Raw genomic sequence first — 26498 nt, forward strand, 5'->3', positions numbered from 1 at the left:
GAGTTAGATTTACTTTGTCAAACCCTCAAACACACCGCTCAAAGCTGCAACAGCATCTTGAGTCCGCGCCCAAACTCCTTGATCTGGGTCTTGACCTGTAAGTTCTCTTGTACCCAAAACTTCTAACACACCTTTCAACTGTTCTTGATGAGCGCGATTTTGAAAGTTCACTTGATTGAGCGGTCCAATAGCTTCTTTCACGTCATCACCTACCACCTGAGAAGCCTTATGGATAATTAAACCAGTCATTACGGCTTGGTGCTTAATCCTTTCGTGAATAGAAAACTTTTGGTATAGTGTTAGCTCATCTCCATCTATTATCCGGTTTACTTGCTCAATGTACTGCCGTATAGTGTCTCTAGGTTGGGCTGAACCACCACCAAATTTTGAAATAACTCCCTCGATCACTGTGAGGTTTTCTTGGTCATCTTTGAGAAAGTCGTTTAGGCGTTGGCTAATTTCTTGATCGTTGCTTACAACAGGTAGTACTTTTCGTTGATTAGAAATTAGCAACTCTTGTATAGCTTTCAAATCTGCTAGCTCTGTAGCGATCGCGCTACGCTTGGTATCATCTAAAGCCACAACCATTTCTAGACTTGCCTTAAATAATTTAGGATACTATTAACCTCTCACATTTGTTTTGCTCAACAAATCATTCTTGAGATTTATTATCATTTATTTATGTCTAAAGTCGCAAACAGGAATACAGCGAATCTGACACCCGGATAAACTTCCAGAAGTCGAGTAGCTGTTCTCCTACAAGCTGATACTGGGAAAAGTGAAAAAAATGCCCTCCTTCTAAACAAGACCAGAGGCGATCACCCTCCTTCAAATGCGATCGCCATCCTTGCAGTGCCTCTGGTTCTACAACAATATCGTTTAAACTACCACAAACCATCAAAGGTACTGTAACTCCGTTTGCCTTTATACTCACCCTCTCAAACAGAGAATGAGGAGAAAGCGAACAATCTAAGTCTTGCTCCAGCAGATGTGTCAAACTTTTGAGAGTACGTTTATCCTGATAACCAAACAAGTTGTAAACCATATCAGTCAAAAGCTTTTGGCGACTTAAAAACTGACGGTGAATATAGTAATGAGCTTGCCAATCAACCGCTGTATCAACACCCACGGCTAATAACGTCAAAGACTTGACTGTTTCTGGATAGCGACGGCTATAGAGTAGCCCTAGTAATCCTCCTGTACTATGACCAATGAGGTGAACAGGTCGATTGCAAGATTTGAGGTAGTCATGAAGCAGAACAACAGCAATATCTAGTGAACTTACTTCATCTTGGCTTTGGCGATATTTCCACTCTTGGATTGTCACTAGATCGGACAGGTAACGAAGTAGTGGTTGAGCAAAGTATTGCAAACTAGGGCTTGTATTTAACCAAAGAACATCCGGCAGTTTAGACATCCTGATTTTCCTGTAAATAGAATAAACTCTCAATTTGCTAATTAAGAATTTTTATAAATAATAATTACAAGTTGCTATATCTGATTCCAGCTTATTTTTCCAGTTAGGCTTACCAGTGTTCAAACCTCTTGTGAAAGTTTGTTGATAAAAATATTCAATATATTTTAGAAAAGCTTACAGCATTAAGAAAATTATTGCAAATAATTCTTGTTAGTGTATTACTACTGTTTCTCTGTGAAGTTACACAAATTTTCCTCGCCGATCAGCGTCTTCCTCTTTGTAAGGCTACGGTGTACACACAAGTAGAGTTAAGAATTAAATGGACAGAAAAGAACGGAAAATTTGTTTAAAATCCTTAATTTGACCTGAAATCTTTATCAACAAGCTGACACTATTGACAATATTCTTGGTAAACTCAAAACCTTGCCTACTAAGGCTTGTATTTTACCAAGCAAGGATTTTAAGACTTGTGCATACACTATATTTAAACAAGCTAAAACACAGAAATCTCAAATTTGATAGCTTAACGTTGACTGCTAATGTTACATCTAGTATCGTTGAGTAGGAAAAAACCAACGTGAAAGCACAGGTATTTAGAGGCGTTAATCAACTGTCTTACGAAGATATCCCAGTTCCAAATCTGGAACCAGATGAAGTTCTGGTACAGGTGCGGGTTGTGGGGTTGTGTCAGTCAGATATAAAAAAAATTCGTTATCCGCTGTATGAACCGCCGCGCATTTTTGGACATGAAACTGCCGGCACGATCGCAGCACTAGGCAATAATGTCAAAGGTTGGCAAGTTGGACAACGTGTAGCAGTGATGCACCACATCCCTTGTATGCATTGCACTTACTGTCTAAATGATAATTTCTCTATGTGCGATGTTTACAAGAACATCTCCACTACCGCAGGCTTTAACGCCAGTGGCGGCGGTTTTGCTGATTATGTCAAGGTTCCTGGACATATTGTGGAAAATGGTGGGTTGATTCCCATCCCAGATAACATCAGTTTTGAAGAAGCCAGTTTTGTAGAACCAACTAACTGCTGCTTGAAAGCTGTGAAAAAAGCCCAAATTGCTCCAGGACAAACTGTGTTAGTTACTGGTGCTGGGCCTATTGGGTTAATGTTTATCATGTTGGTGAAGTATTTCGGAGCAAAAGCGATCGCTACCGATTTACTACCCTCTAGAATTGATAAAGCCTTGAGTGTCGGTGCAGAGGCTGCTTTTGATGCTCGCGATCCCGATTTATCTGCCAAAATTCATGCCCTAACTGGTGGACTAGGTGTTGATGTTACCCTGCTGGCTGTTCCTAGTGAGAAAGCCTTCTTTCAAGCACTTGATAGTACCCGCAAAGGTGGCAAAATCTTGTTTTTCGCCGAATTCCCTGATGAGGTGGAAATTCCCATCAACCCCAATATCCTCTACCGTCGGGAAATTGACTTGATCGGCAGTTATAGCTCATCTTATCGACTTCAGAATCTATCAGCCGATATTGTATTTAATCAGTGGATTGACGTACAAGCATTGATTAGCGATCGCTATCCATTAAAAGATTTATCAGCAGCTGTGGAAGTTGCGATCGCACCCACACCGGATACTTATAAAATCTTAATTTATCCGTAAAAGGAAGATTAAGGAGATGGGAGAGTGTTAAAACTAGAAATTTAAAGTTCTGAGGTTCAACGACGAAGCTCAGAGGTTCAAAGTTCACCCTTAAAAGCTCAAGTTTGCTCCTCATCTCTCTCACTTTCCGTTTGTCCCCAACAAAATGCTTATTACTCTACTTTTCGTCGCTCTACTAGCTTTCTACGTCGCCTGGAATCTCGGAGCAAACGATGTCGCTAACGCGATGGGAACCTCTGTAGGTTCCAAAGCTGTCACCCTCAAACAAGCGCTAATAATTGCTGGGGTTTTAGAGTTTACGGGTGCTGTGTTGTTTGGACATGAAGTAACGGAAACTCTAGCCACAAAAATTGCTAATCCCGCCTTATTCGCAGCTACACCCCAAATATTAGTTACTGGGATGGTAACGGTACTAATATCGTGTGGTATATGGTTACAAATTGCCACATCACGTGGTTTACCAGTGTCATCTTCTCATGCGGTTGTAGGTGCGATCGCTGGATTTAGTTGGGTAGCTTTAGGAGTAAATGCAATTGATTGGTCATCAATTGGCTTCATTACCATTGGCTGGATTTTAACGCCGTTAATTAGTGGTGCGATCGCCGCTTTATTCTACAGTCAAATCAAGCACTGGATTTTAGATCAACCCAATCAAGTAGTACAGTTACAAGAGTGGATTCCCTGGTTGAGTACTGCGCTGCTAGGTGTCTTCGGCGTGATTGTCTTACCATCACTCACACAACCGCTAACCGATTTTGTAATTGAGCAAGTTGGTTTTACGGTCCCTGCTTACGACATTCCTCTGTTAACTGCTGCAGTAGCAGCAGTTGGACTCACAATAATTAGTTGGCGACAATTGAGAGATTTGGGGACAACAGGGCAAACACAAGAGTCTACTCAATCCCCCATGCCCAATTCTGTAGAAAGATTATTCGGCCGATTCCAATTGCTAAGTGCTTGCTTCGTCGCCTTTGCTCATGGTTCTAATGATGTGGGAAATGCGATCGCTCCTTTAGCTGCGATCGTTTACATCAATCGCACTGGTAGCGTACCTACCGATGGTATAACTATCCCCCTTTGGATTTTAATCCTTGGTGGTGCTGGTATTGTTGGTGGTTTAGCTATCTGGGGAAAAAAAGTCATTGCCACCATTGGCGAAAACATCATTACCTTGCAACCCAGTAGTGGATTTTGTGCCGAACTGGCAACTGCTACCACCATCCTCATTGCTTCCCGGCTAGGTTTACCAGTCTCCACCTCCCACGCTCTCGTCGGTGGTGTAGTTGGTATTGGACTAGTGCAAAATCTCAAGTCAATTAAGTTTCAAACACTAAAAGGTATTGCTGCGGCATGGCTAATTACAATCCCTGTCAGTGCTGCCCTTAGTACTGCTATTTTCAGCATTGCCCAGATTTTATTCTTCTAAGAATTATTAATATTTTCCAAACTTTTCCTCTATTGGAATTTACTCAAAGCAAAACCCAGACTGCAACAACGCCAAAAAAAGCGTGCTTTTGCAGAATTGCTGCTCATTCATTAGAATGTTGTGCAGGGGATAGCGTAACTTTGAATTTCCACAGAAGGATACTTTAATCTCCATTTAGAGATATAAACTGTCACACCAGTTACATTCCACACAAATTTACAGCTAGTTTCGCAAGTCAGACAATTTGGTGGGGATATCTAGCGACGAGTCGCCTACGCACACGCATCTGTAAATCTTTGACAATTATTATTGGCAGCAAAACAATAAATATTTATTTGGAGTGAGATTTTTTTAAAAGTAAAAATTTCATTGGCAAATAATTTATGAAAATTAAACTGACCAAAAATCAAAAAGTCTCTATATAAGGGGCTTTCAGGCGTGGCGATCAATCCAAAATCCCTTCGGGTTAGGCAATCCCGCAGACGATCTGGTGTTGCTAACGATGGAAATCGCCCTTCGGGTGACGCTCTCTACGAGACGCTACGCGAACGCAAGCTCGCTAACGCTACGCTAACGCCACTTTGCCAGACGCTCGTTCGCTCTTAGCGTCTCCCCTTCTCCCAAAGGGAGAGGCTAGCGCCAAGGGAGAAGACTCGCTCTAAGCGTTCGCGTAGCGTCTCTAAGAGTTGCCATGCCGTTGGCGTTCGCTGTCTTCGTCTCTGAAAGAGAAGCCTCTCGTTCGCGTAGCGTCTCCCCTTGGGAGAAGAGAAGGCTTTACGCTGCGCTAAGGACGCAAAGCGCCAAGACGGCAAGTGGACTCACCAAGACGGGTGCTGCTACCTCACCAAAATTCAAAATCTAATGGTTTAATACTTATCAATGCTGAAGAGAACACGGTGTAGTAAGCTGTGTGGCAAACTTAGATGCTTTGCTAACTTGTGTCTACTATGACAGAATTACGTTGAAATGCGGAAGTACTGTTAAACTTTTTAATTTATCTGGCAAAATACAGGAAATTAGGATGACCGCCAATAAAGCGTACCGGAAGCAGCTTTATCGTCAAAGTGTTAGAGGTTAGAAGCTAATGGGGCGATTCGAGAAGCAACCAGAAAACCCAAGAGTCAGAGGGGAGCTATCTAGAGCAGCAGAAAATGCTCTTTGGGCTGTAGTTGAAGACTTAGAAAATCTTCAGCAGAATGTCCTGAGAGCTTTGCAGGAAGACGTAAAGCGGCTTCAGTCAGAAAAAAATCGGTTATCTGATGAGATTCAAAGCTTGGTAGAGGAAAAAGAGCATTTACAACAAGTGCGCCAAATCACCGAGCAGCAAGTGTTAATTCGGCAACTGGCAGAAGTTCTGGCAAAGCATATATCTTCACAACTGCAATCCTCTCTAGTAACTTTAGCGAATCAAAGCATAGAGGGCAAATCTTACGAACAAGCTGCGCTGAAGTCTGCTGAAGTGAGCAGCAATGTAGTCGGTGAAATCAATGAAAAAGTCGAACACATGTTTGACAGTCTGGATGACACCGTTACTGTTACTTTTAATTCCTTACAACAGGAGCTAAAGAACTATCAAAGTAATCTTTCCCAACAGCTGTCACGGATGTATAGCCAGCAGCAGCAAGGGGAAACGATTTTGGCGGAGTTTGTTAATCGCCTGCATGGAGAACTAGAAAAAACTATAGAAGAAACTTCACACAAATCAGCAACAGTAGGTGGACCTACTGTTTTGCAGTTTACGGAGCCAGAAAAAAACAGTTCTGTTGAAACATCCTTACCAGAGTTTGAGGAAGTAGTAAGAAATTCCCTTGAGCCAATTTCCCCGATCTCTAATAAATTTTCACCAAGGGAAACAACATCAGAGCCGCCGATTACTAGAGAAAGCGTCGCGAATCCAATTTCTGTCCCCAGCAAGGATTTGTCGCCAAGGGAAACAACATCAAAGCCGCCAATTACTATAGAAAACCTCACGAATCCAATTTCTTCTGTCCCCAGCAAGGATTTGTCGCCAAGGGAAACAACATCAAAGCCGCCAATTACTAGAGAAAACGTTACGAATCCAATTTCTGTACCCAGCAAAGATTTGTCGTCAACGGAAACGCCATCAGAACCTACTGCGGCTGTAGTTCCGCCATCAAAGGACAATACCACTGAAGGAATTTCTGTTCTCAATCAGGAATCGCCGGAAAACGAAACGAAATCAGAGGCTTTGCTCGGATCTTTGCTACAACCGAGAATGATCCGACCTTCTCCAAAAGATCCTAATGAACCAATTGTTGTCCGCCGCAAGAACGTATCGCAAACCAAAGCTGAATCCTCATCTACCACTGCGCTAGAACCGCAAACAAAAGCAAAACCCCTAGAATCGCGATCGCCTAATTCCTCTAGCTTCTCAACACTCCAAATCGGTTTTTTGTTGATCGTCTTATCGGCGGTGGTATCGTCGCTTTACAACGTAGCCATCAAGGTGATTTTCCACGAAGGTTCCCAGATTTTTGGAGTATTAGAGGTAGAGCAGTTGCTACCGCCGACTTTGGGCAATACTCTGTTAATTTTGACGCTACGGTTTATGGTAGTCGTACCATTGATGGTACTTTTATCTCCGATATTGCATCCAAGACTATGGCAAGACTTGGAAAACTTGTCTGCTTCAGTCCGAGGAAATGCTACACCTGCCAATGCAGCTACCAAGCAGATTTTGGTGTTGTCAATTGTGAGTGGGTGCTTTTTGTTTTTATCTCAGGTACTAATCTATATTGCGATCGCTCAAGTCACAACTGGAATGGCGATCGCACTGTTCTTTATCTATCCAATGGTTAGTGGTCTGTTTTCGTGGTTTCTGTTTCGCGATCGCCCCACTCTATTCCGCATCGGTGCGATCGCCGCGATTTGCTGCGGTGAATTGTTAGTTTTAGGGGGTTCTCCCAGCATCGGTATCGGTAATACTTCAATGGGAAGCAGCACTGCCATTCTTTCGGGTGTGGCTTTTGCTGCCTACATAATTCTGACGCGAGTCTGTGCTAGCAAACTACATCCGGTGACTTTTACTTTAATTAACTTCACTACGATGTTGTTGTTGAGCTTTATTTGTTTGATGCTACCTTTGCCAAGCAGCTGGAACTTGGTAATAGTTGACCCCTCTAAAATGCTGGAACTGGTTTTAAGCGCGTTTATTTTGGGTGTGCTGACTCTTGCTGGCTATTTGCTCAATAATGTTGGTATTAGTAAACTAGGAGCCTCGCGATCGGCGCTCATCGGTGGTAGCATCCCAGTTTTAACCGTGATTTTTGCTGGGTTAATAATTCAAGAAAATTTGGATATTGTGCAAATTCTGGGAGTGTTATTTGTAACTTTTGGCGCGGCTGCTTTCAGCTTTGAAACAATGCGAAATCAGGTTAAAACCTCTAATCCCACGAATTAAATGGCGAGTTCAATCAGCTTCAGTGTGATGGGAGCTACTTTACCTCCCATCACTCTCAGCATCAATCTTGACGCTAATACACCCACTTGTAACTTCTCTAAATCATCTGTGACAAACAAGATCCCCGACTTCTCAAGGAAGTCGGGGATTTATGTTTTTACGAATGATTTCAGAATGCTGTATAGGTGCAGATCACACTTAATAGATCGGCAAACAGTATTCAGAAGAAATCGACTTGTAATATATTTTTAGAGATTTAACCTGATACAGGTAGGGAAAACACGTATATGTAAGCAAGATGAGTAGTACTGACTCCAGCAATTGAGCACGAGTACTTGCTCAAAGAAAAGATTCACAAGGAGTTAAGACCATTGCAGCACATTTTGGAACTAAGAGATGGAGAAGTCACAGAAATGTTTACAGTAACTCGTTTTTTTGAGGCAAGCGCATCTAAATTAATTACTTTTGATCGCAACCAATGTTAAGAACTAACGACAAAATCAGCATTTCTCGTTAGGTTTGGTAGTTTCCAAAACTCAAAGCGATGTCTACGGTAGACTGCACCTACGCGAAATCTGTATCAATAAGCAGTTTTTAATGCGACTAATTTGGAATTTATTGAGAATATAATCTCTTTGTTGATATTAAGCAGCCGGACTGCTTGTTTTTCCGTGTGGGAAGCTAAATAAGTGGGCAAGAATAAACTAACTTATGTTAAATACTGTAAATTTGTCAAATTGCCTTATAGTGAGGGCTAAAACCCTTATAGTTCGGTTTTCTTTGTCGCTTATGGAAAAGACCCTAGACGGTGCTAAGTCACCATAAATCTTTAATTATTCACACCCACTTGCTAATTGTGTTTCGTAAGATGGTATCTTTATTTCTGTCGTTTTATACCAGTCAACTTAATCTGCGATCGCCAAGACACCCAGAAAAAAAGCTGATATCGTAGCTTGTTGCGGATTATTATCCTTTTATAGCAACAAACCATCTATGTAATTTAAGTCTCTCAAATATATAAAATAGCGAGGTAAAAACATACTTGAAAGTAGCCAAGAAATTAGTTCAATCATGAAAATTTAAAACTTTTTCATGAAATAAATATAAATTTATAGCAAAAAAACCTCTAAACAATCATCGGATGGAATCTAAGATGTTTTATTATATTTATGGCTATTAACTAATCTTTCGGTTATTAGCATGAGCGCCAAAGCCTTATAGATACGCGATTTAGTTAGAAGTAATCGCGGCTTTTTGTGTCCAGGTATTAATATAAAATCATAAATAAAACTTGGATTTAGAAGTAGATATAAAAATATCATCAAACCTTGATTTAAGCAGAATATAAAATATTTAAATATTCATAATTTAGAAAATTTAAAATGCATAATTTTATTTAAAACCTAAAAAATAGTGATATGATAAGGAACAATATTTGAAAAACAACAGGTATTTTGAAATTGGAATTATTTGCTCTACTTGATGTCTACGATCTTTTCTCAAGCCAACGGCTGATACTGCCGAGACATCACTGGAGGTTGTGAACGGAATGATAGTTCACAACGAGCTGTATAGCTCAACCTCTAAATGTGGCTACACCTGGTAAGCGATTTGTTTTGAGACTATTCCCAATTATTTCTAGTCACTTGTGTACTACAAATAATTCGCCAAAGCTGAAAAAAAGCATCCTTTTCTAGTAACAGATATCCCAGATTAACGGCGCAAACTAGTTTTTACTCTGAGTGTGTAAGCAGCTTGACGTTGTTGCTCTTGTAAAGATGAAAAAAACCAGAAAACTGAAAGGCTTTGTAGATTAATTGCAGCATAGTTGACTGTTGGGACAAAAACCGCCGTTAAGCTGGATTCGGTGGGTCTCTAATTTTCTGGTTAGATGCTTCAGACAGTTATAGTCACAACTACCGACTCTGCTTTTGTACCAGGAAATATTATGCGAAAATGGTAGTTTGCGCTACCACCGATATCATCGTTATCGCATACTAATATAGTTTGAAGTAAAGACAGCCTTTAGCCAGGTGTATACTACCTATTTTCACTCGATTAAAAACTGTGTAAACGTGCTATTCAATTGTCTGTAATATGAGTAACGACATAGATCTGATCAAACGTCTTGACCCCAGTGCGATGGATCAGATCATGCTTTATCTGGCTTTTAGTGCGATGCGGACGAGTGGGCACAGGCATGGGGCATTTTTAGATGCAGCCGCAACAGCAGCAAAGTGTGCAATTTACATGACCTATCTAGAGCAGGGACAAAACCTGCGAATGACAGGGCATTTGCATCACTTGGAGCCGAAACGAGTAAAAATTATTGTAGAAGAAGTCAGACAGGCACTAACAGAAGGCAAACTGTTAAAAATGCTGGGTTCTCAGGAACCTCGCTATTTAATTCAATTGCCTTATGTCTGGCTAGAAAAATATCCTTGGCAACCGGGGCGATCGCGCGTTCCTGGTACCAGTCTGACAAGTGAAGAAAAAAGACAAATTGAGCAGAAACTGCCCAGTAATTTACCTGATGCTCAGTTAGTTAGCTCCTTTGAGTTTCTGGATTTGATCGAGTTTTTACACAAGCGATCGCAAGAAGACTTACCACCCGAACACCAAATGCCTTTGAGTGAAGCTTTGGGTGAGCATATCAAGCGTCGTCTGCTTTACTCAGGAACGGTGACACGGATTGATTCTCCTTGGGGAATGCCCTTCTACGCGCTTACTCGTCTTTCTTATACCCCAACAGACGATGAAGAACGTACACACATCACCGTGGAAGATACCGCTCGGTATTTCCGCATGATGAAAAATTGGGCAGAACGGCGACGAAACGCCATGCGCTTGCTGGAAGAACTTGACATACTGCCAGAAAAAATAGATCAGGCTATGGAAGAATTAGATGAAGTTATCCGTGCCTGGGCAGACAAATATCACCAAGACGGTGGTATTGCAGTGATTTTACAGACAGCTTTTGGTGAAAAAGAAGACTAGTACCGCAAGGCGGAATTCAAAATTCAAAATTCAAAATTAATACAGCGTAAGCATTTCATTGGTTTTGAATGGTGAGGCAGTCCGCAGAAAGGGGGTTTCCACGCCAGTTGCTTCAAGTCGGCAGAGCCGCCCAACGCACTGGCTCCCCATGAGGAACTGCTGTTAGCGCAGCGTTAGCGAGCCTGCGTTCGCGTAGCGTCTCGTAGAGAGCGTCACCCGTTCGCCCTTGGCGTTCCCGAAGGGTAGGGGTGGTTTATTTACGCCGTACTGTACTAGTACAACTAACTGTGCAAACTGTGCAAAATTCTAAATTAACTCCAATCTCGTCAAACTCCGTAACCTCACCAGATTGATGCACTAATTTATTTGTCAGTGGCTGTTGCTCTGTCGTTATTTGACGAGATTCAAAGGCAGGTTTTACGATCGGTTGGTTGAATTCTTCCTTGAATGCTTCCAGTTCAGAAAAGTCAAAGTTGGCAGTCGGGCGAATTTTGCCTTTTTCGTATTTAACACTGATTCGCCCCTGTTGTACATACTGCTCAAGCGCCTGGACACTCACGCCAAGAAAGTCTGCTGCTTGGAGTTTGTTCATCGGATTCCCGCCAAATCTCGCCGTCATCCTAGCATACAGTGTGGCGGCATTTGACGATATTGGTCAGGATGGGTGAGGGCGATCGCTATTTTGGTGCTGTTAGCTTCCTCCCTGCCTCTTCTGCCTCAATGTCACCTAACTACTATTTCACGACATTTTCCCAAACTGGTAAGGTGTTGGGTTAGGGAAACTATTTTGCTATTAGATTTCAGCTTCTAGCCATTGGAGAGTTAAATGTAGCGATCTGCAATACTAATCGCTTATTTTCTTAAGCAACTATATAAAATCTCTTTCCATTTTGGTATGTCAATTTCTCGAACTACAGTTATGTTTGGTTCTTTATGAAGGACATCTAATTCATCAATAACTGTCATACCGCGAGTTAGATCACTTGTTATTTCTATATCTACAAAATATTTGCCTTTACGGGTTACAATCGTAGGATCAAGCGCAACTGCCATCGCTACTGGATCTGCTAGTGTTAATCCAATAGCTCCTTGTAGTTTTCTAGAAGCTTCAAAAGAAAATCGATTGCTATTCACTGCTAAAAGCGATTTATCTGTTCCGAAAGCCTCAATCATGTCGATTTCAGTAGAGCTCAATGCGGCAGTATATCGACTGAGTTCCCAACCAACCATTTCAATTGGCATTTCACTATGAAAAACAACCTTTGCTGCTTCTGGATCTACCCAAATATTGTATTCAGCAGCAGGTGTAACATTACCAACTGTATTAGCAGATCCACCCATTACTACACAGCGAGGAACTAGGGAAGCAATTTCAGGAGCACGGCTTAATGCAATAGCAATATTTGTAAGAGGACCCAAGGTGACGAGGGTAATTTCATCAGGATAAGTTTTTAGTAAATCTATGATTGCATCAGTTGCATGTGACATTTTGGGTTTGATATGTGAATTGGGATAGTACATATTTCCCATACCATCTTTGCCATGAAACCATTCAGCATAATTACTTTTTCTTAAAATTGGTTTTTTACATCCAACATACACAGGTGTAGTAGCCTTACAAGTTTCTAAAGTGTACAGTGCATTTTTCAAACCCTGTTCAACAGACACATTTCCATTAACAATTGTTATTGCAACAACTTGTACATCTGTCCAAGAATGGGCCATCATAATTGCTACAGCATCATCAGAAGCAGTATCTGTATCAATTAGTAGTTTACGCATAAAAAGTGTAACGTCTTTTGTAGTCAAAGAACAAAATAAATCGGATATTTACGTATTTGGCTCAGACTCTCTAGATCGCAAAATAGCTTCAGAATTTTTCATCACTAAGTTCCTAATATCGTCATTTGTAAGTGAGTCATATTTGCCAAACATATCAAAGATTTCTTGTTTAGTAATTCTTCTCAATAGAATTGTCATTTCAGAAATTTCATCAATATTTATTTTCTAAAAACTAGCTCTATTTTTGTCAAAAATATGTCCTTCACTCGGATGAAAATTGAAGAAGCATCAGCATAAAAATTGAGACAGCCGCTTCCTAATATATCTTTAGCTGAATTAACATATCTTGCTGTATATGAATAATAAAGTCTTACTGATTTTTCATTTCTAACTAAATTTATATCATCTGTAATAGCGTTAAAATATGCTCTTTGTTTAAACGTTAAATCTTGAAAACTTGAGCCATAAATTCTGTATTTTACTTGAGCTATATATTCAATTTGCATATAATTCCAATGATTTTTTATTTCCTTATCAATAATTTCTTGCATCCATTCCCAAAAACTCTGCCACTATTTCCATTGTTAAAACTTCGCTCCCCCTTAAGCTTGGAGCAAAACCTCGTCTCTTGCTCGGGTAGGTATGTGTGATTTCAATCAACAAGTCGTTAACACAACAAAATACGGCAATGATAAACTCTTCAATAGAAAACATTTTTCCCTCATTTCAGTCACTGGTGACGATTTTCTCTCTCCAGATGAGGATTGTGGGAATTTTCTTTTCTATCGTTCATACATCCGCCTTATGTAACGAAACAATAAGTTGTACATCGCGTTATATAGTCAGCAAACAGAAATTATCCAGTCAGGTTGAAGCATTGTAATATATAAGGTTGGGTTTCGCTGTTGCTCAACCCAACCTACAAATTAAAATCGGATGATTTATTTTTTGGTAGTCCCTGAATCAGGTTGGCAAATAGCCACTCTCTATTCAACCTGTATTTTCAATCAATTATACAAAGCACTGTAATCTAATTAGTGCCCGGTTGAGTTGGAACAACTGGTTGAGTTGGAACAACTGGTTGGGTTGGAATAACTGGTTGGGTTGGAACAATTGGTTGGGTTGGAAATGGGGTAGTTTCTAAACTTGGACTTGAACCCGCAGGAATTATTGTTGGCGGTGTGGACGAAGATGAAGCACCGATAACACTATCATCAGCACTGATACAAGTATTTAGTGCTTGAGTAGCAGGAAAGTCGATTTGACTACGCAAGCCAACCACACATTGGCCAAAGCGCACGGGTAACAAACTGCGTCCACAATAATCTAAAACTGTCGGATTAGCTTCTTCCTTAGTACTTAAGCTGACGCCAACTACACAGGTTGCTAACTCTTCAGGACGCCGGGCCTTCCCACAAGAAAAAAGCGCATCCGTTGCAGCAATTTGAGTTTCCTTATCAATTTTCACCACACAAGCAGCCAAATCTTTTGGACGCAGTGCTGCTGCACAACCTTCTGATGCCGCTTCTGCTTTTACACCCACACTCAAGAGGCGACCCGCACAGACACTATAATCATTGCTGTAGGAAGCAGCAACAGTCACATTAGGCAAGATTGTTAAACATCCAGCTATAGCCAAAACTGGTAATGTTAAAATCCTGGAGGTGGAACTGCCTTGTTTGTTCTTAACTCTGCTAACCACTTTTTTGCTCATTGACATTGCCATTCTCCAAACACCCAAAGTTATGCTAACTCAAATATCTTAAAAATCCTCTGTAATCTAAGAATTTCAGAGGTAGTAAAGTACAGATATAATTAATTATGTCGAAAATTGTGTTAATATAGCTGTTTGAAAGATAAGTAGGCAACGTAAAAAGTATTTCAGAGTAAGAATACTGCGTAAACCAATCTAATGATTGAGTAGCCTACGAAACTAAATAAACACAAAAAACCTATTGGCACTAGTACGACGGGGCACGTCGGAATTCAAGCTTGGAAGCTAGTATGTCGGCTAAACCGACTTAAAGCAACTGGCATAAAGAAGATGACTCTACATTGGTAGGATACATCATACCAATGTAAGCACCCTCAAAAAACCAAGAATCCGCTGATTTATCTTCAGTGGAATGTCAAAATGGAATGTTTGGGTAAAGTTTAAACAGGATTAGATTAAGGAAACTCATGTCCCGATATAGAGGGCCCCGCCTCAGAATTGTCCGCCGCTTGGGCGACTTACCAGGATTAACTCGTAAAAGTGCCAGACGCGCTTACCCACCTGGGCAGCATGGTCAAAATCGCAAGAAGCGCTCTGAATATGCTATCCGTCTAGAGGAAAAGCAAAAGCTCCGCTTCAACTACGGTTTGACAGAAAAGCAATTGCTGCGCTATGTGCGGAAAGCTAGACGTGTTACTGGTTCTACCGGACAAGTGCTGCTACAATTGCTAGAAATGCGCTTGGATAATACCGTTTTTCGCTTGGGTATAGCCCCGACTATCCCAGCAGCTCGTCAACTAGTAAATCACGGTCACGTAACTGTTAACGGTCGTGTGGTGAATATTGCCAGCTACCAATGCCGTCCTGGTGAAGTAATTGCAGTCAGGGATCGGGCACAATCACGGAAGTTGGTAGAAGCTAACTTGCAATATCCTGGTTTGGCAAACCTCCCTAGTCATTTGGAGTTTGACAAAAATAAGTTGGTTGGTAAAGTCAACGGCGTTGTTGAGCGGGAATGGGTGGCACTACAAGTTAACGAACTACTTGTGGTGGAATATTACTCACGACAAGCGTAATAGTCATTTGTCTTTGAAGTTTTGATGCCTTCTCTACGAGACGCTACGCGAACGGAGGAAGCCTCCACTCAGACTTTTCTCTTAGTTATTTGCAAAGACCAAGTCCCAAAGTGTGAGCAGAAGAAACGAAACCTCTGCTCACACTTTTTAATTGAGAATAATTAGTATGGGGGTCTGTGTTTAAGCACACCCCTTATTTTTTTTGAGGTTGGCTATTTAGGGCGTGTCATCAGTTGATGTAAAGAAAGATAAAGTAGAAATGACCAAGCTACAAGGATTTGCTCGCGATGACAAGCCGTCGTTATGCTCTAAGGGATGACCAGTGGGAAAGGATCAAAGACCTGTTGCCAGGACGAGACGGTTATGTCGGGGGGACAGCCAAGGATAATAGGCTGTTCGTGGAAGCAGTGTTGTACCGCTATCGAGCCGGTATCCCGTGGCGGGACTTACCCGAAAGGTTTGGGGACTTCCGAATCGTACACACCCGCTTCAGTCGATGGAGCAAAACTGGGGTGTGGCAAGGGGTATTTCAAGTGTTAGACCAAGAGGCAGACAACGAGTACGCAATGATTGATTCCACGATTGTCCGCGCCCATCAACACAGTGCGGGTGTAAAGGGGGGGATGCAAACAGCGAAGCGATTGGACGTAGCAAAGGTGGGTTGAGTACCAAGTTCCATACGGTGGTAGATGCGTTGGGGAATCCGGTCAGCTTTCACCTCACACCTGGACAAGCCTGTTCTAGATGGTGCGGATGTGCTGTTGCCTGACCTGAGAACGGACACTGTGTTAGCAGATAAAGGATACGATGCTGATGCACGGGTAATCAATGTTCTCCAAGCACAAGACAAGACTGCTGTCATTCCCTCCAAGTGTAACCGCACCACTAAGCGCGATTATGACAAACACTTGTACAAAGCCCGTCACTTAATTGAAAACTTCTTTGCCAAACTCAAGCAGTACCGTGCGATGCCTACGGCGGGCTACGCCTACGCCACCCGCTACGACAAACTCAAAGTCAATTTTCTCAGTGCAATTTACCTTGCTGCTACGGTAGTTTGCTCAACTGATGACACACCCTAGTGTAAAGATGTCACTGTAGAACCATTTATTACTTTCACATTCTGACCACAGGATAAATCGTGTGTTGGTACTTTCTCTTCTATACTTTGTGCAAAGAAGTTAAATTTTTTTAACAATAATTCTGGCAATATTGACCAAAAAAGACTTATGATACAAGCCCCTAAATTTATTTATGGAAAATAAAAAAAATGTATTTCGAGATACGCAGTACAAGAAATACTACGTCAGTCGACTCAAGCCCCTCTCTTACAAAGTTGAGGCAGTCCGTTGGCGGGGTTCCCCCGCTTAAAGGAACTGCCGTCTGATGCCTGCGGCGGGCTGCGCCAACGGATAGCGCAGCGTAAAGCCTTCGGCATGGCTTCGCTTAGAGCGAGTCCGCGAGCGTCGGAAACCTCCGCTCAACGCCACTTCGCCCAAGTCGGGAAACCCTGACTGTGCTACTGGCTCGACTTTGCGCTAAATTTATTTTGGTGGTTCTAATTTTTGAATTTTGAATTTTGAATTTTGAATTCCCCGTTCGCGTAGCGTCTCGCAGAGAAGGGGTTGACATTCCATACAGGAAGAGAGTTTCAGCCTTTGATTCAGTATGACCAATGACTATCCGCCAATTTGCGACATCGTGCGGGTGTATACACCCTTATTACCAGAATCGCGTGCTTTAAAGTTAATTTCTGGCTTGATTGCTAGTAAACGCCTCACTTGCTCTTGTAGGTGAGCAGTACTAGTGCCAGAACGCAAAGCGGTTTTTAAGTCGAGTTCACCTGTTTCATTCAATAAACACGGACGCAGCCAACCATCAGCACTCAGGCGCATCCGGTTACAACGATCGCAAAAACATTCTGACATTTGACTAATAAATCCCAGTGTCCCCTTCGCACCGGGAATTTGAAAGACATCAGCAGGACCAAAACCACGAACTTGTGATTCTGTCAAGCCCCAGCGATCACGAATCTGTCCTCGTAACTCGGCTGAAGATACCCAACCGCGATCACCAAACAAATGCACATTCCCAATGGGCATAAATTCAATAAATCGAACGTGCCACTGTTTATCGATTGTCAGGGCAGCTAAATCTAAAACTTCATGGTCGTTAACGCCGGGAATCACCACTACATTCAGCTTCAGGGGGTCGAATCCGACTTGATGGGCAGCTTGAATTCCATGCCAAACTTGTTGCCAACGAGAACGCCCCTGATTACCAATAATTTGATCAAAAATGTCGGGATCGAGAGAGTCCAGACTAATATTAATTCGTCGCAGACCAGCATTGTAGAGGTTTTGTGCCATCGGAGCCAGCAAAAAACCGTTGGTGGTCATTGAGAGGTCTTGAGTTTGGGGGAGAGTTGCGATCGCCCTGACTAAATCCACCACACGCGGACGCAATAAAGGTTCACCCCCAGTCAACCGAAATCGGCTAAAGCCTACTGGAATAAATACTTCTTGAATTAAGGTGAGCAATTCCTCATCAGTTAACAGCTGTTGCTTGAGAATATAATCCAGTTCTACTCCCTCTGGCATACAGTACTGACAACGAAAATTGCAGCGATCAATTAAGCTAATCCGGAGGTAGTCTACCTGGTTCATCGTTTTATTTTTATTGTTTCAGATTAATTAAAGACTTTACAAAGGTGGTTTACCCCTTCTTACTATCTTTGTTGTAACTCAAAATACCGTACTCCCCCTTAAGTGAGAGTCCACAGATTATGGCATAATAAGCCGATCGCATCCACTAGTTAGTCATCAATCGTGCAAGACACCGACTCCATCAACGACCTTGCTGCTGCCTTACAACAGCCAGCTGATATCAGCTTTGAACTGCCCGATCCAGAAGATGAACAGATTCTAGAGTCAGATTTTCAACAGCAGCTAGAAGTAGCCTGGCAGGTATGCGATCGCTTTGATTTGCAAACTGAAATCTGGCGGGGGCGAATTTTACGGGCGATCCGCGACAGAGAAAAAGTGGGTGGTGACGGACGCGGTACTGGCTTTCTGCGATGGCTAAAAGAGCGGGAAATCAGCAAAAGTCAAGCATACTCTTGGATACAATTGGCAAATAGTGCCGATACTCTGATTGAAGACGGTAAACTTGACCCAAGCTCTGTGAACAACTTCAGCAAACGGGCATTTGTCGAAACCTCCAAAGCAGTCCCAGAAGTGCAACAGATGGTGAGTGAAGCTGCCCAAAAAGGCGATCGCATCACTAGGCGGGAAGTGCGTCAACTCAATGATGAATGGACAGCCATGTCCTCAGATTTATTACCTGAAGCAGTCAAAGAAAAAGCAGCAGATAACACCCTTCCCCCGCGCTACATCGCCCCACTGGTGAAGGAAATGGAAAAACTGCCAGAATCGCATCAAAAGTTTATCCAAAAGGAAATAGCTGCCAATCCTGATGTGGATACCCTCAAACAGGTAACTACCGAAGCGCGTAACTTGGCTAAGTATCTTAAAGGAGCGGCTCAAGTTCAGGCGCTGACACAGGAAAATATTGACATTGAAATAGCCTTAGAAGAAGCCCAAAGAGTCGGCTGTTTGAGCATTGCTGCTGACTTGGTAAATCAAGCATCCCAAATTGAACAAACGATCGCTAAACTGTACATGACTTGGAAACGAATCGGTAATTTAGCAGATCGATTATATGTAGATACTGGTGCAAGTACACCCAACTTGCGATCGCTCCTCACTTGCTTGGAACCTCTGGGTGGTGAAATCATGGAATTGCAACTTAGTGGTGCGACTGAACACACTGTTCGTTTGCAAATTCAGGAGACGAATTAGAGAGTGGGGAATTAAGAGTTGTGCGACATAATAGCAATAACTACCTGACTCCAGGTTTCTATGTCAACAACTATCATTGAACCCATTGTCACTTGGGAAAAGTTACCTGATGACTTTCCTTTACCCGATGAGCCTGTGGATAATATTAGTCAGCCAGCGATCGCATTTGCCTTAACTGAAAGCTTGGAACTGGCTCTTTTAATTCAGCCTCAGATACTCATTGGTACAAATTTTGGGATTTGTGCAACTGTAGATGGCAAGTTGGTAATTAAAGCCCCGGATTGGTTCTATGTCCCTTCTGTGTTACCGACAGTTCCACTAAACCAAAACCGTCGTAGTTATACCCCGAAGCTAGAAGGAGAAATTCCGGCGATCGTCATGGAATTTTTGTCAGAGACAGAAGGTAGTGAATACTCAATTAAAGCTAAGTACCCACCTGGTAAGTGGTACTACTATGAGCGCATTCTCCAAGTCCCCATCTATGTAATTTTTGAACCAGAGGCGGGGTGGGTGGAAGTCTATCAACTTAGTGCTTCAGGGCAATACGAACTCCAGCAACCGAATCAGGATAGACTGTATTGGATTGCTAACATTGGACTGTTTTTAGGAATTTGGCAGGGTGCGAAAGTAAATCGGACTGGATATTGGTTGCGCTGGTGGGATGAAACCGGTCAATTGCTGCTGTGGGGAGCAGAACGCTTACAACAAGAGCAGCAATTGCGATCGCTTATGGCTGCAAAGTTACGAGAATTAAACATTGATCCAGAGACAGTTTAACTTATAGCCTTTTATGCTCTTTTTGAACCACAATCTCCTCTAGGGGCACACAGCTAGCTATGCGTCCCTATCCTATGGTTTTATTTGTTACTTCTGCGAACGCATTTGTTACTTTGGCGAACGCATTTGTTATTTCGGCGAACTCATTTGTTATTTCGGCGAACGCATTTGTTATTTCGGCGAACGCATTTGTTATTTCGGCGAACTCATTTGTTATTTCGGCGAACTCATTTGTTATTTCGGCGAACGCATTTGTTATTTCGGCGAACGCATTTGTTATTTCGGTGTACGCATTTGCTATTTCGGCGTACGCAGTTTATCTTTCAATCTTTGGAATTGCTGAGAGTAAGGCACGGAGAGCGTTGTTAACAGCTTCTGATGTTTTGAATATCTCAGCGACATCAGCATCAAGAGTAACTGTCAAAGGAGCTTTTTCTTGCTGACTAGCAAAACGGTTGGGTAAGGCTTTGTGATAGTCAAAGTTATACTCTGGAAGCAAGTCATCATCTGCGTTGTTGCAGAATTCAGAAGCCTGTGAATTCTTCATAATCTCATTGCATCATGATTTGTGGAAAGCAGAGCGATCGCAACAAGAGCAGCAATTGCAGCAATTGCGTAGGCATAGCCCGCCGAAGGCATTGTGCATGACCACAAAGTTACGAAATATCGCCATATTTCAAATTTTAATGAGCAGCACAAGATGTAGCGGTGAGTGAGGAGTTATGGGGCGATTGTGTGGGTACTTGAGCAACCAGAACTACGTTCCCATTGGCATCCATTACCCAGCCTTGGGCTTCTACAATTTGAGTAGGTTCAGTGACAGAATTAACTTTCTGTGATTTTTGTTCTGTGTTTCGCTGCGCCTGAACAACGGCTCTTTTCTGAATACCATCACCACGATTCTGACTCTCTGGAGGGAGCGCGATCCAATCTGCCATCACTGCATCATCAGCTATCAATGGCTGGGTGGGATCGGCTATTAGTCCTCCACGTCCAGTGGTAATAAATGAATTTCTTGCTATTTTTCCACCAGAACTACAACTAGCAACAATTTGCCGCGAAGGATCAACCAGATTTACGGGCAATTCCACTAATCCTTTACTGGGGTCAGCATCTGGTGAGTTGATTTGTACAGTGCCATTTAATGAAGGGTTTTGCTGAGAAAATGCCGTGATATCACTTGTTTGGAGATTATTCGGGTTTGTTTCGCCTGTTGGATCGAGTCTTTCTACGTCTGCACCTGTGCGAGGCACAAAACCAAAGAGATTCTTAGCGGTGATTGTGATTTTACCACCAGAGCCAGAGAAGCCGTTGGCGGTGATATCGTTGTTTCCGAAGGGAGTGGCGACTAGGAAGCCATTAGGTGCTTTGATGGTGATATTACCGCCAGTTTTATCACCCCCTCCATTAGTAGAGATTTGGCTGTTGCGGCGCATTAGTAATAAGTCCCGTACCTGTAGCAAAATATCACCACCCCGACCTGATTCACTATTAGATGTGAGTTTTCCTTTATTGTCGAGCAGGATGGAGCGAGCAGTTATATTTATTTCCCCTGCTGATCCTAAATTATTTACATCTCCTGTGGAGATTGCATTTGGTGAAAGCTTTGGAAGTTGACTGCTCACAGTTATTGCAGCCCCATCCGAGATAATCAATTGTCCTGTGGCGATTGTCACTTTTCCAGCTTCTCCAGAGCCTAGAGTCCTAGCAAGCAAGCCGCTAGGCGAACCATTTGCTGCGGTTCCAATTAGATTTATAGACTCTGAGGCATTGACGGTCAAATTCCCTCCTGGTCCAACGGCTGGTACAAATTCTTGTTGAGTTCGATATGCTCCACTAGACTCTGTTGAAATTTGTGCTCCACCTTGGATAAGCAATTTCTTAGTATTGAGTGTCAGGTCACCTGCCTTTCCATCAGATATAGTTATGCCAGAAAGTGTACTAAGTAGAACCCTATTATCGGACGTAGTAAAAGCACCAGTTAACTCTACTGAGTCGAAGGCATTAACGATCAAATTTCCCCCTGCACCACTGCCTCGAGTAGAAGTCAATACTTGTGCAGCATCTCGAACAATTAATTTCCTGGTAGTAATCCTTAATTCTCCACCATTTCCAACACCATTATTCCGATTTTTCAAGATCACAAAAGGACCAATTAGTTCCACACTTTTGCCCTGCACCTTGATATTACCACCACCCACGCCAGTAACATCTACCTGAGATGGAATTCCAGAACCGTCAACAGTTCGCTGGATTAGTTGAATTTTCTGGAAATTCTGGACGCCTTCATATCCCAAGACCCAATTTTGGTTGTTTGAGTTCAGACTGACCAGACTATTGTCAGCAACGCTTCCTAACTCAATTCGTCCTGATACTGCTGTTAAACTTCCGCCTTGCAGTAAAAGATCACCGCCTATAAGTGCCAAGGTTTGGCCTATCGGCACCTGTAAACCAACAGGTTCACCCAAACTATTGACTGCACCATCTGGGCTTGCTTGGGATTGATTATAGATAGGAGCCGCAGTGGCTCCAAATTGTAAGCCAATGGGAACACTTACTGTTAGCAGGGTTGTGGTTTGGGGATTTGTGGCGCTAAACTTTGTACCATCGGCAAAGTTCAGACTACTCGCTGTACTTGCAATAAATGAACCGCCGATGTTTAAAGAAGCATCAGTACCAAAAATAATCCCATTGGGATTGATCAAAAACAGGTTAGCTGGGGCGTTAGCTTTAAGGATACCATCAATCTTAGAAATAGAATTACCTGTTACCCGGCTAATAATGTTCTGAATACCATCAGTATTTTTAAACTCAGCTGTAGTCCCATTGAGTACAGAAAACTCTTTAAAACTGTGGAACAAGTTGCTTTTTACTTGGGTTCCACCTTCAATAATTGTGATATTACCCTGTGTTGTAACTTGAGAATTATTAGGTAGAGTACCATCCGGGGTGATTTGGGCAAAAGCACAATTAGCAGAGAAAGCTATTGCACCACCTATTACAATTCCTAACCCTTGAAACCAGCCATATAAAATACTCATAACGAATAATAAACTCCTCTAAAAAGGTACCATTTGCTAAATAATGGTGATACTGCACCTCTATTCAGTAAAATATATTTATCTCAATCAAGTACAATATTGAAATCGTTAATATACGTTTTGCTATTCCCTAAATATGATAATTTTCATTGTTAAAAATAATACTAGTAGAGGCACAACAATGTTATGCCTCTACAAAAACTTCTAATTCTAACTGTCTAAAAGCAATATTGTTAACTTAACTACCAACAAGCTTGTTGATTAAGAATAAAAACGTAATTTTGTGATATTACTAAAAATTAATTTGGTTTTTTATAGTAATATTATTACTTTTATTCTCAAGAAGCTAGAATCACAGATATTAAGTTGATATAGTGTTACAGTTTTCTAGCATTGAATGCAACGTCCTTGCCAGTCTAGGCAGCACTTCAAGCCCGCTGCTGGCAAAAACTTCTTTGGTTGCTGGCTATCAACAGTATTACTAAATTTAACTTTAGTTTGGTTGATAGTGAAATTAAATTTCCGATTATTGTTTCCAGAGATACCATCATTTTCAGGCTTCTTGTTTAAAAATTGGCTTTCACTGTTATTTTCTTGTGCAATGCAAGACTTATTAAGTAGAGTACTATCTTGGTTAATTTGGGCAATAGCAGAAGTTCCAGAAAAAGCTATTGCACCAACTATTGCAAATCCTAAAGCTTTAACAGAGCACAAAAAATTACTCATACTTAGTATTGCACCTTTCCATAAAAGAGATAGTTATTGAACAACCGTGAAGCTGTAACAATTTTAATTAGGTTACATTGAAATCTGTAAGATATATTTCGTTCTTTATAAAAATTTAAGTATTTTACATTGCAAAGAATACACAATTAAGATTACAACGATGCTAGCTACCCGAAAAACCTGTATTCCAGTTAATTCAAAATTGCTATTATTCGCAACGGTATCTATTGTAAGCTTACAGATGAACCCGTTGCTTATTGTGCATAACAAAGAAGTTTTATAACATTACCAACAAAAAAAAACTGGCTTTTTAGAGCAACGCTATTAGGGATTACCCAGAAACAAATTATCCAATATTGTGAGATGGACATCTTGTCTGCCCTTGGTTACGGGCGGGCGAGACACCCACCCTACAGATATTTTTTTATTTGGAAGTTCCTTACCTTTATTCTCAATTAATCGAGATTAAGTGTTAAGTTAACAATACCGCTACGGTTTTCTAGCAGGCAACGCAATATCCCTTCCAGTCCTCGCAGCATTGCAATTTTAAGACAACAGGACCTAAATCTGGTGGCAAAAATCCCTGGGGTTGCTTATTATCAACAGCATCATTAGATGAAGTTGGAGTTAGTTCGATATGGCACTCAAGCTTAATTTTCAGAACTCTATCTTTTGATATACCGTTTTCTTCGAGTAGCGTTCGGAAATTAGAGTTTTTCAAAATTTCTATAATTTCCTGTTGAATTTTTTCTTCTAACTGCTCTAAATTTTCAGAATCAACGACTGCTTCCTGTGAATTTTGAGATGCCATAAATTTTACTCTCCTTGTAGATTGGTAAATGTATAAACTTATCTTGTGATGTACTAAATAAACGTGAGTTTGATTAGTACAGTTTGACAACGAGGAAATCAATAATACAAAGTCTAGAGTGGTACGAAAGCATTAAGTTTCTAACGCTCTTGTGAACTCCGATAATTATGAATTCAGCTTGGCTAGTTATAATTACGCACTGTGTTACAAAACTTCATATATTTCTGCCGGATTTGTTTAAAGCATTCATGAATCTGGCTACTCACCGTTGATTACTCAAGAGAATTGAGTAATTGATATCCCCTCAAGTCTCACACTCTGCTTACGGTTTGGATAAACTTAGAAGCTTTATTAAGGCGATCGCTAACTATGCCCCATGCTCAATGCCCAATCCCCAAAATCCGAAATATTTTGCTCATTAACCGTGCCACTATAGAAAATAGAGCTGCAAATTGAGCAATAGGAAGACTAAAGAACACTGTGCAGATAACATTCTTAGGGACGAGTTCCGGTGTACCCACGCGATCGCGCAATGTTTCCAGTGTCGCTCTGAGATTACCCCAAAGGGCACAACTGTGGTTATTCGACTGTGGCGAAGGTACTCAGCATCAAATTATGCGGAGTGAACTGAAAATCAGTCAAGTCTCTCGAATTTTTATCACCCACATGCACGGCGACCACATCTTTGGCTTGATGGGACTTCTTGCTACTTGCGGCTTGGCTGGTAATGTGGAACGAATTGATATCTATGGCCCACCTGGATTAAATGATTACATTCAATCCGCTTCACGTTATTCCTACACGCACTTTTCTTACCCAATCAAAGTTCACGCCATCCGTCCAGGGATAATTTATGAAGACGATGACTTTACCGTTAGCTGCGGTAATTTGCATCATCGGATTACAGCTTTCGGCTACCGCGTAGCCGAAAAAGACCGAGCCGGACGTTTTGATGTGGAAAAAGCCAAGGCGTTGCAAATTCCTCCTGGTCGGGTTTACGGTCAACTCAAGCGCGGTGAAACAGTTACCCTTGCGGACGGACGGGTGATTGATGGCACCCAATTGTGTGGTCCTACAGAAATTGGTCGAAAGATTGCCTATTGTACAGATACAATTTATTGTGATGGTGCAGTGGAATTAGCTCGTGATGTTGATGTATTAATTCACGAAGCAACCTTTGCCCATCAAGATGCAGATATGGCTTTCCAGCGGTTGCATTCCACAACCACAATGGCAGCGCAAACAGCCTTAGCCGCTGGGGCGCATCGACTGATTATGAGTCATTTCAGTCCTCGCTATGCTCCCGGAAATACTTTGGAGTTGAAGGATCTCCTCAAAGAAGCTCGTGCTATTTTTCCCTGTACTGATATGGCTTACGATTTTATGATTCATGAAGTACCCAGACGGCGGGAAGTAGAGTTAACCAAGGTAGGCGTTTAAATTTTGGACTTTGGCTACGCTCAATCGAACAATTTTAGATTTTAGATTTCCTATTAAACGCTTCTAATCTAAAATCTAAAATTAACCAGTTTCTATCTTAGATTTTAAAAGTCTCAATCATAAAATCAAGCAAATAAACAGTAACTTCGTTTTTCGCGTAAGTCAACTATTTAACCAACAATTTACGGTTAACTAGATGTATCAATAATATACAAATAGTATGGTTGAAATATTTTTCTCAATGTGTTTTTTCTATTAAAAGTTATTAAAATAACTTGAATATATATATGTAAGATTGTGATTTGGATAATTTTATACTCAAATACTTAGAAAAAATAATTAATTTTTTGTCAAGATTTTTATTTCTGAAATAAAATATTTATTAA

The 26498-nt window shown here is 41.5% G+C and carries 21 protein-coding genes and 2 pseudogenes; 10 read left to right on the forward strand and 13 right to left on the reverse strand.

Annotated features, from left to right (window positions below; translation table 11 throughout):
• Positions 1-9: 9 nt before the first annotated feature.
• Together V7K56_RS06570 and V7K56_RS06575 are read right to left on the reverse strand one after the other, a co-directional pair.
• Positions 10-588: a hemerythrin HHE cation-binding protein gene (locus V7K56_RS06570; protein WP_334908750.1), complete on the reverse strand. Its 579-nt coding sequence runs from the start codon at positions 586-588 to the stop codon at positions 10-12.
• Positions 589-685: 97 nt separating this feature from the next.
• Complete coding sequence (locus V7K56_RS06575; RefSeq protein WP_334908752.1) at positions 686-1417, reverse strand: alpha/beta fold hydrolase; 732 nt, start codon at positions 1415-1417, stop codon at positions 686-688.
• Positions 1418-1994: 577 nt separating this feature from the next.
• Between V7K56_RS06575 and V7K56_RS06580 the strand changes: the two genes are divergently transcribed.
• The 4 genes from V7K56_RS06580 (at position 1995) to V7K56_RS06595 (ending at position 7888) form a co-directional block, all read left to right on the forward strand.
• Entirely contained in the window at positions 1995-3041 is a 1047-nt protein-coding gene (locus V7K56_RS06580) for a zinc-dependent dehydrogenase (protein WP_334908754.1), read from the forward strand.
• A gap of 145 nt (positions 3042-3186) precedes the next feature.
• Positions 3187-4467 (forward strand): inorganic phosphate transporter, encoded by a 1281-nt coding sequence (locus V7K56_RS06585; protein ID WP_334908755.1) that lies wholly within the window; start codon positions 3187-3189, stop codon positions 4465-4467.
• Between the two features lie 438 nt (positions 4468-4905).
• Positions 4906-5073, forward strand: a complete 168-nt coding sequence (locus V7K56_RS06590) for a hypothetical protein (protein ID WP_334908757.1) — start codon at positions 4906-4908, stop codon at positions 5071-5073.
• A 478-nt stretch (positions 5074-5551) separates the two neighbouring features.
• Positions 5552-7888, forward strand: coding sequence for an EamA family transporter (locus tag V7K56_RS06595; protein ID WP_334908759.1), 2337 nt, complete (start codon positions 5552-5554; stop codon positions 7886-7888).
• Here V7K56_RS06595 and V7K56_RS06600 read toward each other — a convergent pair.
• On the reverse strand, positions 7885-8007 hold the full coding sequence (locus tag V7K56_RS06600; protein ID WP_334908761.1) for a hypothetical protein: 123 nt from the start codon (positions 8005-8007) through the stop codon (positions 7885-7887). The two genes, V7K56_RS06595 and V7K56_RS06600, sit on opposite strands and share 4 nt — an antisense overlap.
• A 1978-nt stretch (positions 8008-9985) precedes the next feature.
• Between V7K56_RS06600 and hetR the strand changes: the two genes are divergently transcribed.
• Positions 9986-10885, forward strand: coding sequence for a heterocyst differentiation master regulator HetR (gene hetR, locus V7K56_RS06605; RefSeq protein ID WP_334908763.1), 900 nt, complete (start codon positions 9986-9988; stop codon positions 10883-10885).
• A 253-nt stretch (positions 10886-11138) separates the two neighbouring features.
• Here the strand turns inward: hetR and V7K56_RS06610 are convergent, their stop codons facing one another.
• The 5 genes and pseudogenes from V7K56_RS06610 to V7K56_RS06630 form a co-directional block, all read right to left on the reverse strand.
• Positions 11139-11477, reverse strand: a complete 339-nt coding sequence (locus V7K56_RS06610) for a helix-turn-helix domain-containing protein (RefSeq protein WP_334908765.1) — start codon at positions 11475-11477, stop codon at positions 11139-11141.
• A 260-nt stretch (positions 11478-11737) separates the two neighbouring features.
• On the reverse strand, positions 11738-12667 hold the full coding sequence (locus tag V7K56_RS06615) for a nucleoside hydrolase (RefSeq protein ID WP_334908766.1): 930 nt from the start codon (positions 12665-12667) through the stop codon (positions 11738-11740).
• A gap of 218 nt (positions 12668-12885) precedes the next feature.
• Positions 12886-13218, reverse strand: a complete 333-nt coding sequence (locus tag V7K56_RS06620; RefSeq protein WP_334908768.1) for a hypothetical protein — start codon at positions 13216-13218, stop codon at positions 12886-12888.
• Positions 13214-13381: pseudogene (locus V7K56_RS06625) on the reverse strand (IS982 family transposase); the annotation flags it as partial. The gene V7K56_RS06620 and the pseudogene V7K56_RS06625, both read right to left, overlap by 5 nt.
• A 316-nt stretch (positions 13382-13697) precedes the next feature.
• The gene (locus V7K56_RS06630) at positions 13698-14381 is read right to left on the reverse strand and encodes a hypothetical protein (RefSeq protein ID WP_334908770.1); all 684 of its coding nucleotides are present in this window, start codon (positions 14379-14381) and stop codon (positions 13698-13700) included.
• Positions 14382-14848: 467 nt separating this feature from the next.
• Here V7K56_RS06630 and rpsD point away from each other — a divergent pair, with 467 nt between their 5' ends.
• Positions 14849-15457, forward strand: a complete 609-nt coding sequence (gene rpsD / locus V7K56_RS06635; protein ID WP_323203028.1) for a 30S ribosomal protein S4 — start codon at positions 14849-14851, stop codon at positions 15455-15457.
• Positions 15458-15744: 287 nt separating this feature from the next.
• Positions 15745-16539: pseudogene (locus V7K56_RS06640) on the forward strand (IS5 family transposase).
• A gap of 597 nt (positions 16540-17136) precedes the next feature.
• Here the strand turns inward: V7K56_RS06640 and moaA are convergent.
• On the reverse strand, positions 17137-18123 hold the full coding sequence (gene moaA, locus V7K56_RS06645) for a GTP 3',8-cyclase MoaA (protein ID WP_334908774.1): 987 nt from the start codon (positions 18121-18123) through the stop codon (positions 17137-17139).
• Positions 18124-18285: 162 nt separating this feature from the next.
• Here moaA and V7K56_RS06650 point away from each other — a divergent pair, with 162 nt between their 5' ends.
• Both V7K56_RS06650 and V7K56_RS06655 read left to right on the forward strand, forming a co-directional pair.
• Positions 18286-19317 (forward strand): hypothetical protein, encoded by a 1032-nt coding sequence (locus V7K56_RS06650; protein ID WP_334908776.1) that lies wholly within the window; start codon positions 18286-18288, stop codon positions 19315-19317.
• A 60-nt stretch (positions 19318-19377) separates the two neighbouring features.
• Positions 19378-20094 (forward strand): Uma2 family endonuclease, encoded by a 717-nt coding sequence (locus tag V7K56_RS06655; RefSeq protein ID WP_334908778.1) that lies wholly within the window; start codon positions 19378-19380, stop codon positions 20092-20094.
• A gap of 316 nt (positions 20095-20410) precedes the next feature.
• Here the strand turns inward: V7K56_RS06655 and V7K56_RS06660 are convergent, their stop codons facing one another.
• The 4 genes from V7K56_RS06660 to V7K56_RS06675 all read right to left on the reverse strand — a co-directional run bounded on the left by V7K56_RS06660 (position 20411) and on the right by V7K56_RS06675 (position 24672).
• On the reverse strand, positions 20411-20641 hold the full coding sequence (locus tag V7K56_RS06660) for a hypothetical protein (RefSeq protein ID WP_322729880.1): 231 nt from the start codon (positions 20639-20641) through the stop codon (positions 20411-20413).
• 136 nt (positions 20642-20777) lie between these two features.
• On the reverse strand, positions 20778-23135 hold the full coding sequence (locus V7K56_RS06665; RefSeq protein WP_334908781.1) for a two-partner secretion domain-containing protein: 2358 nt from the start codon (positions 23133-23135) through the stop codon (positions 20778-20780).
• 387 nt (positions 23136-23522) lie between these two features.
• Positions 23523-23861 carry a hypothetical protein gene (locus tag V7K56_RS06670; protein WP_334908783.1) on the reverse strand — a complete coding sequence of 113 codons (339 nt, stop codon included), beginning with the start codon at positions 23859-23861 and terminating at the stop codon, positions 23523-23525.
• 499 nt (positions 23862-24360) lie between these two features.
• Positions 24361-24672, reverse strand: coding sequence for a hypothetical protein (locus V7K56_RS06675; RefSeq protein WP_334908785.1), 312 nt, complete (start codon positions 24670-24672; stop codon positions 24361-24363).
• A gap of 480 nt (positions 24673-25152) precedes the next feature.
• On the opposite strand from V7K56_RS06675, the gene V7K56_RS06680 reads away from it, so the two are divergent.
• Positions 25153-26112 carry a ribonuclease Z gene (locus tag V7K56_RS06680; protein ID WP_334908787.1) on the forward strand — a complete coding sequence of 320 codons (960 nt, stop codon included), beginning with the start codon at positions 25153-25155 and terminating at the stop codon, positions 26110-26112.
• Positions 26113-26498: the final 386 nt, after the last annotated feature.

Source organism: Nostoc sp. (genome assembly GCF_036917535.1).
Lineage (GTDB): Bacteria > Cyanobacteriota > Cyanobacteriia > Cyanobacteriales > Nostocaceae > Nostoc.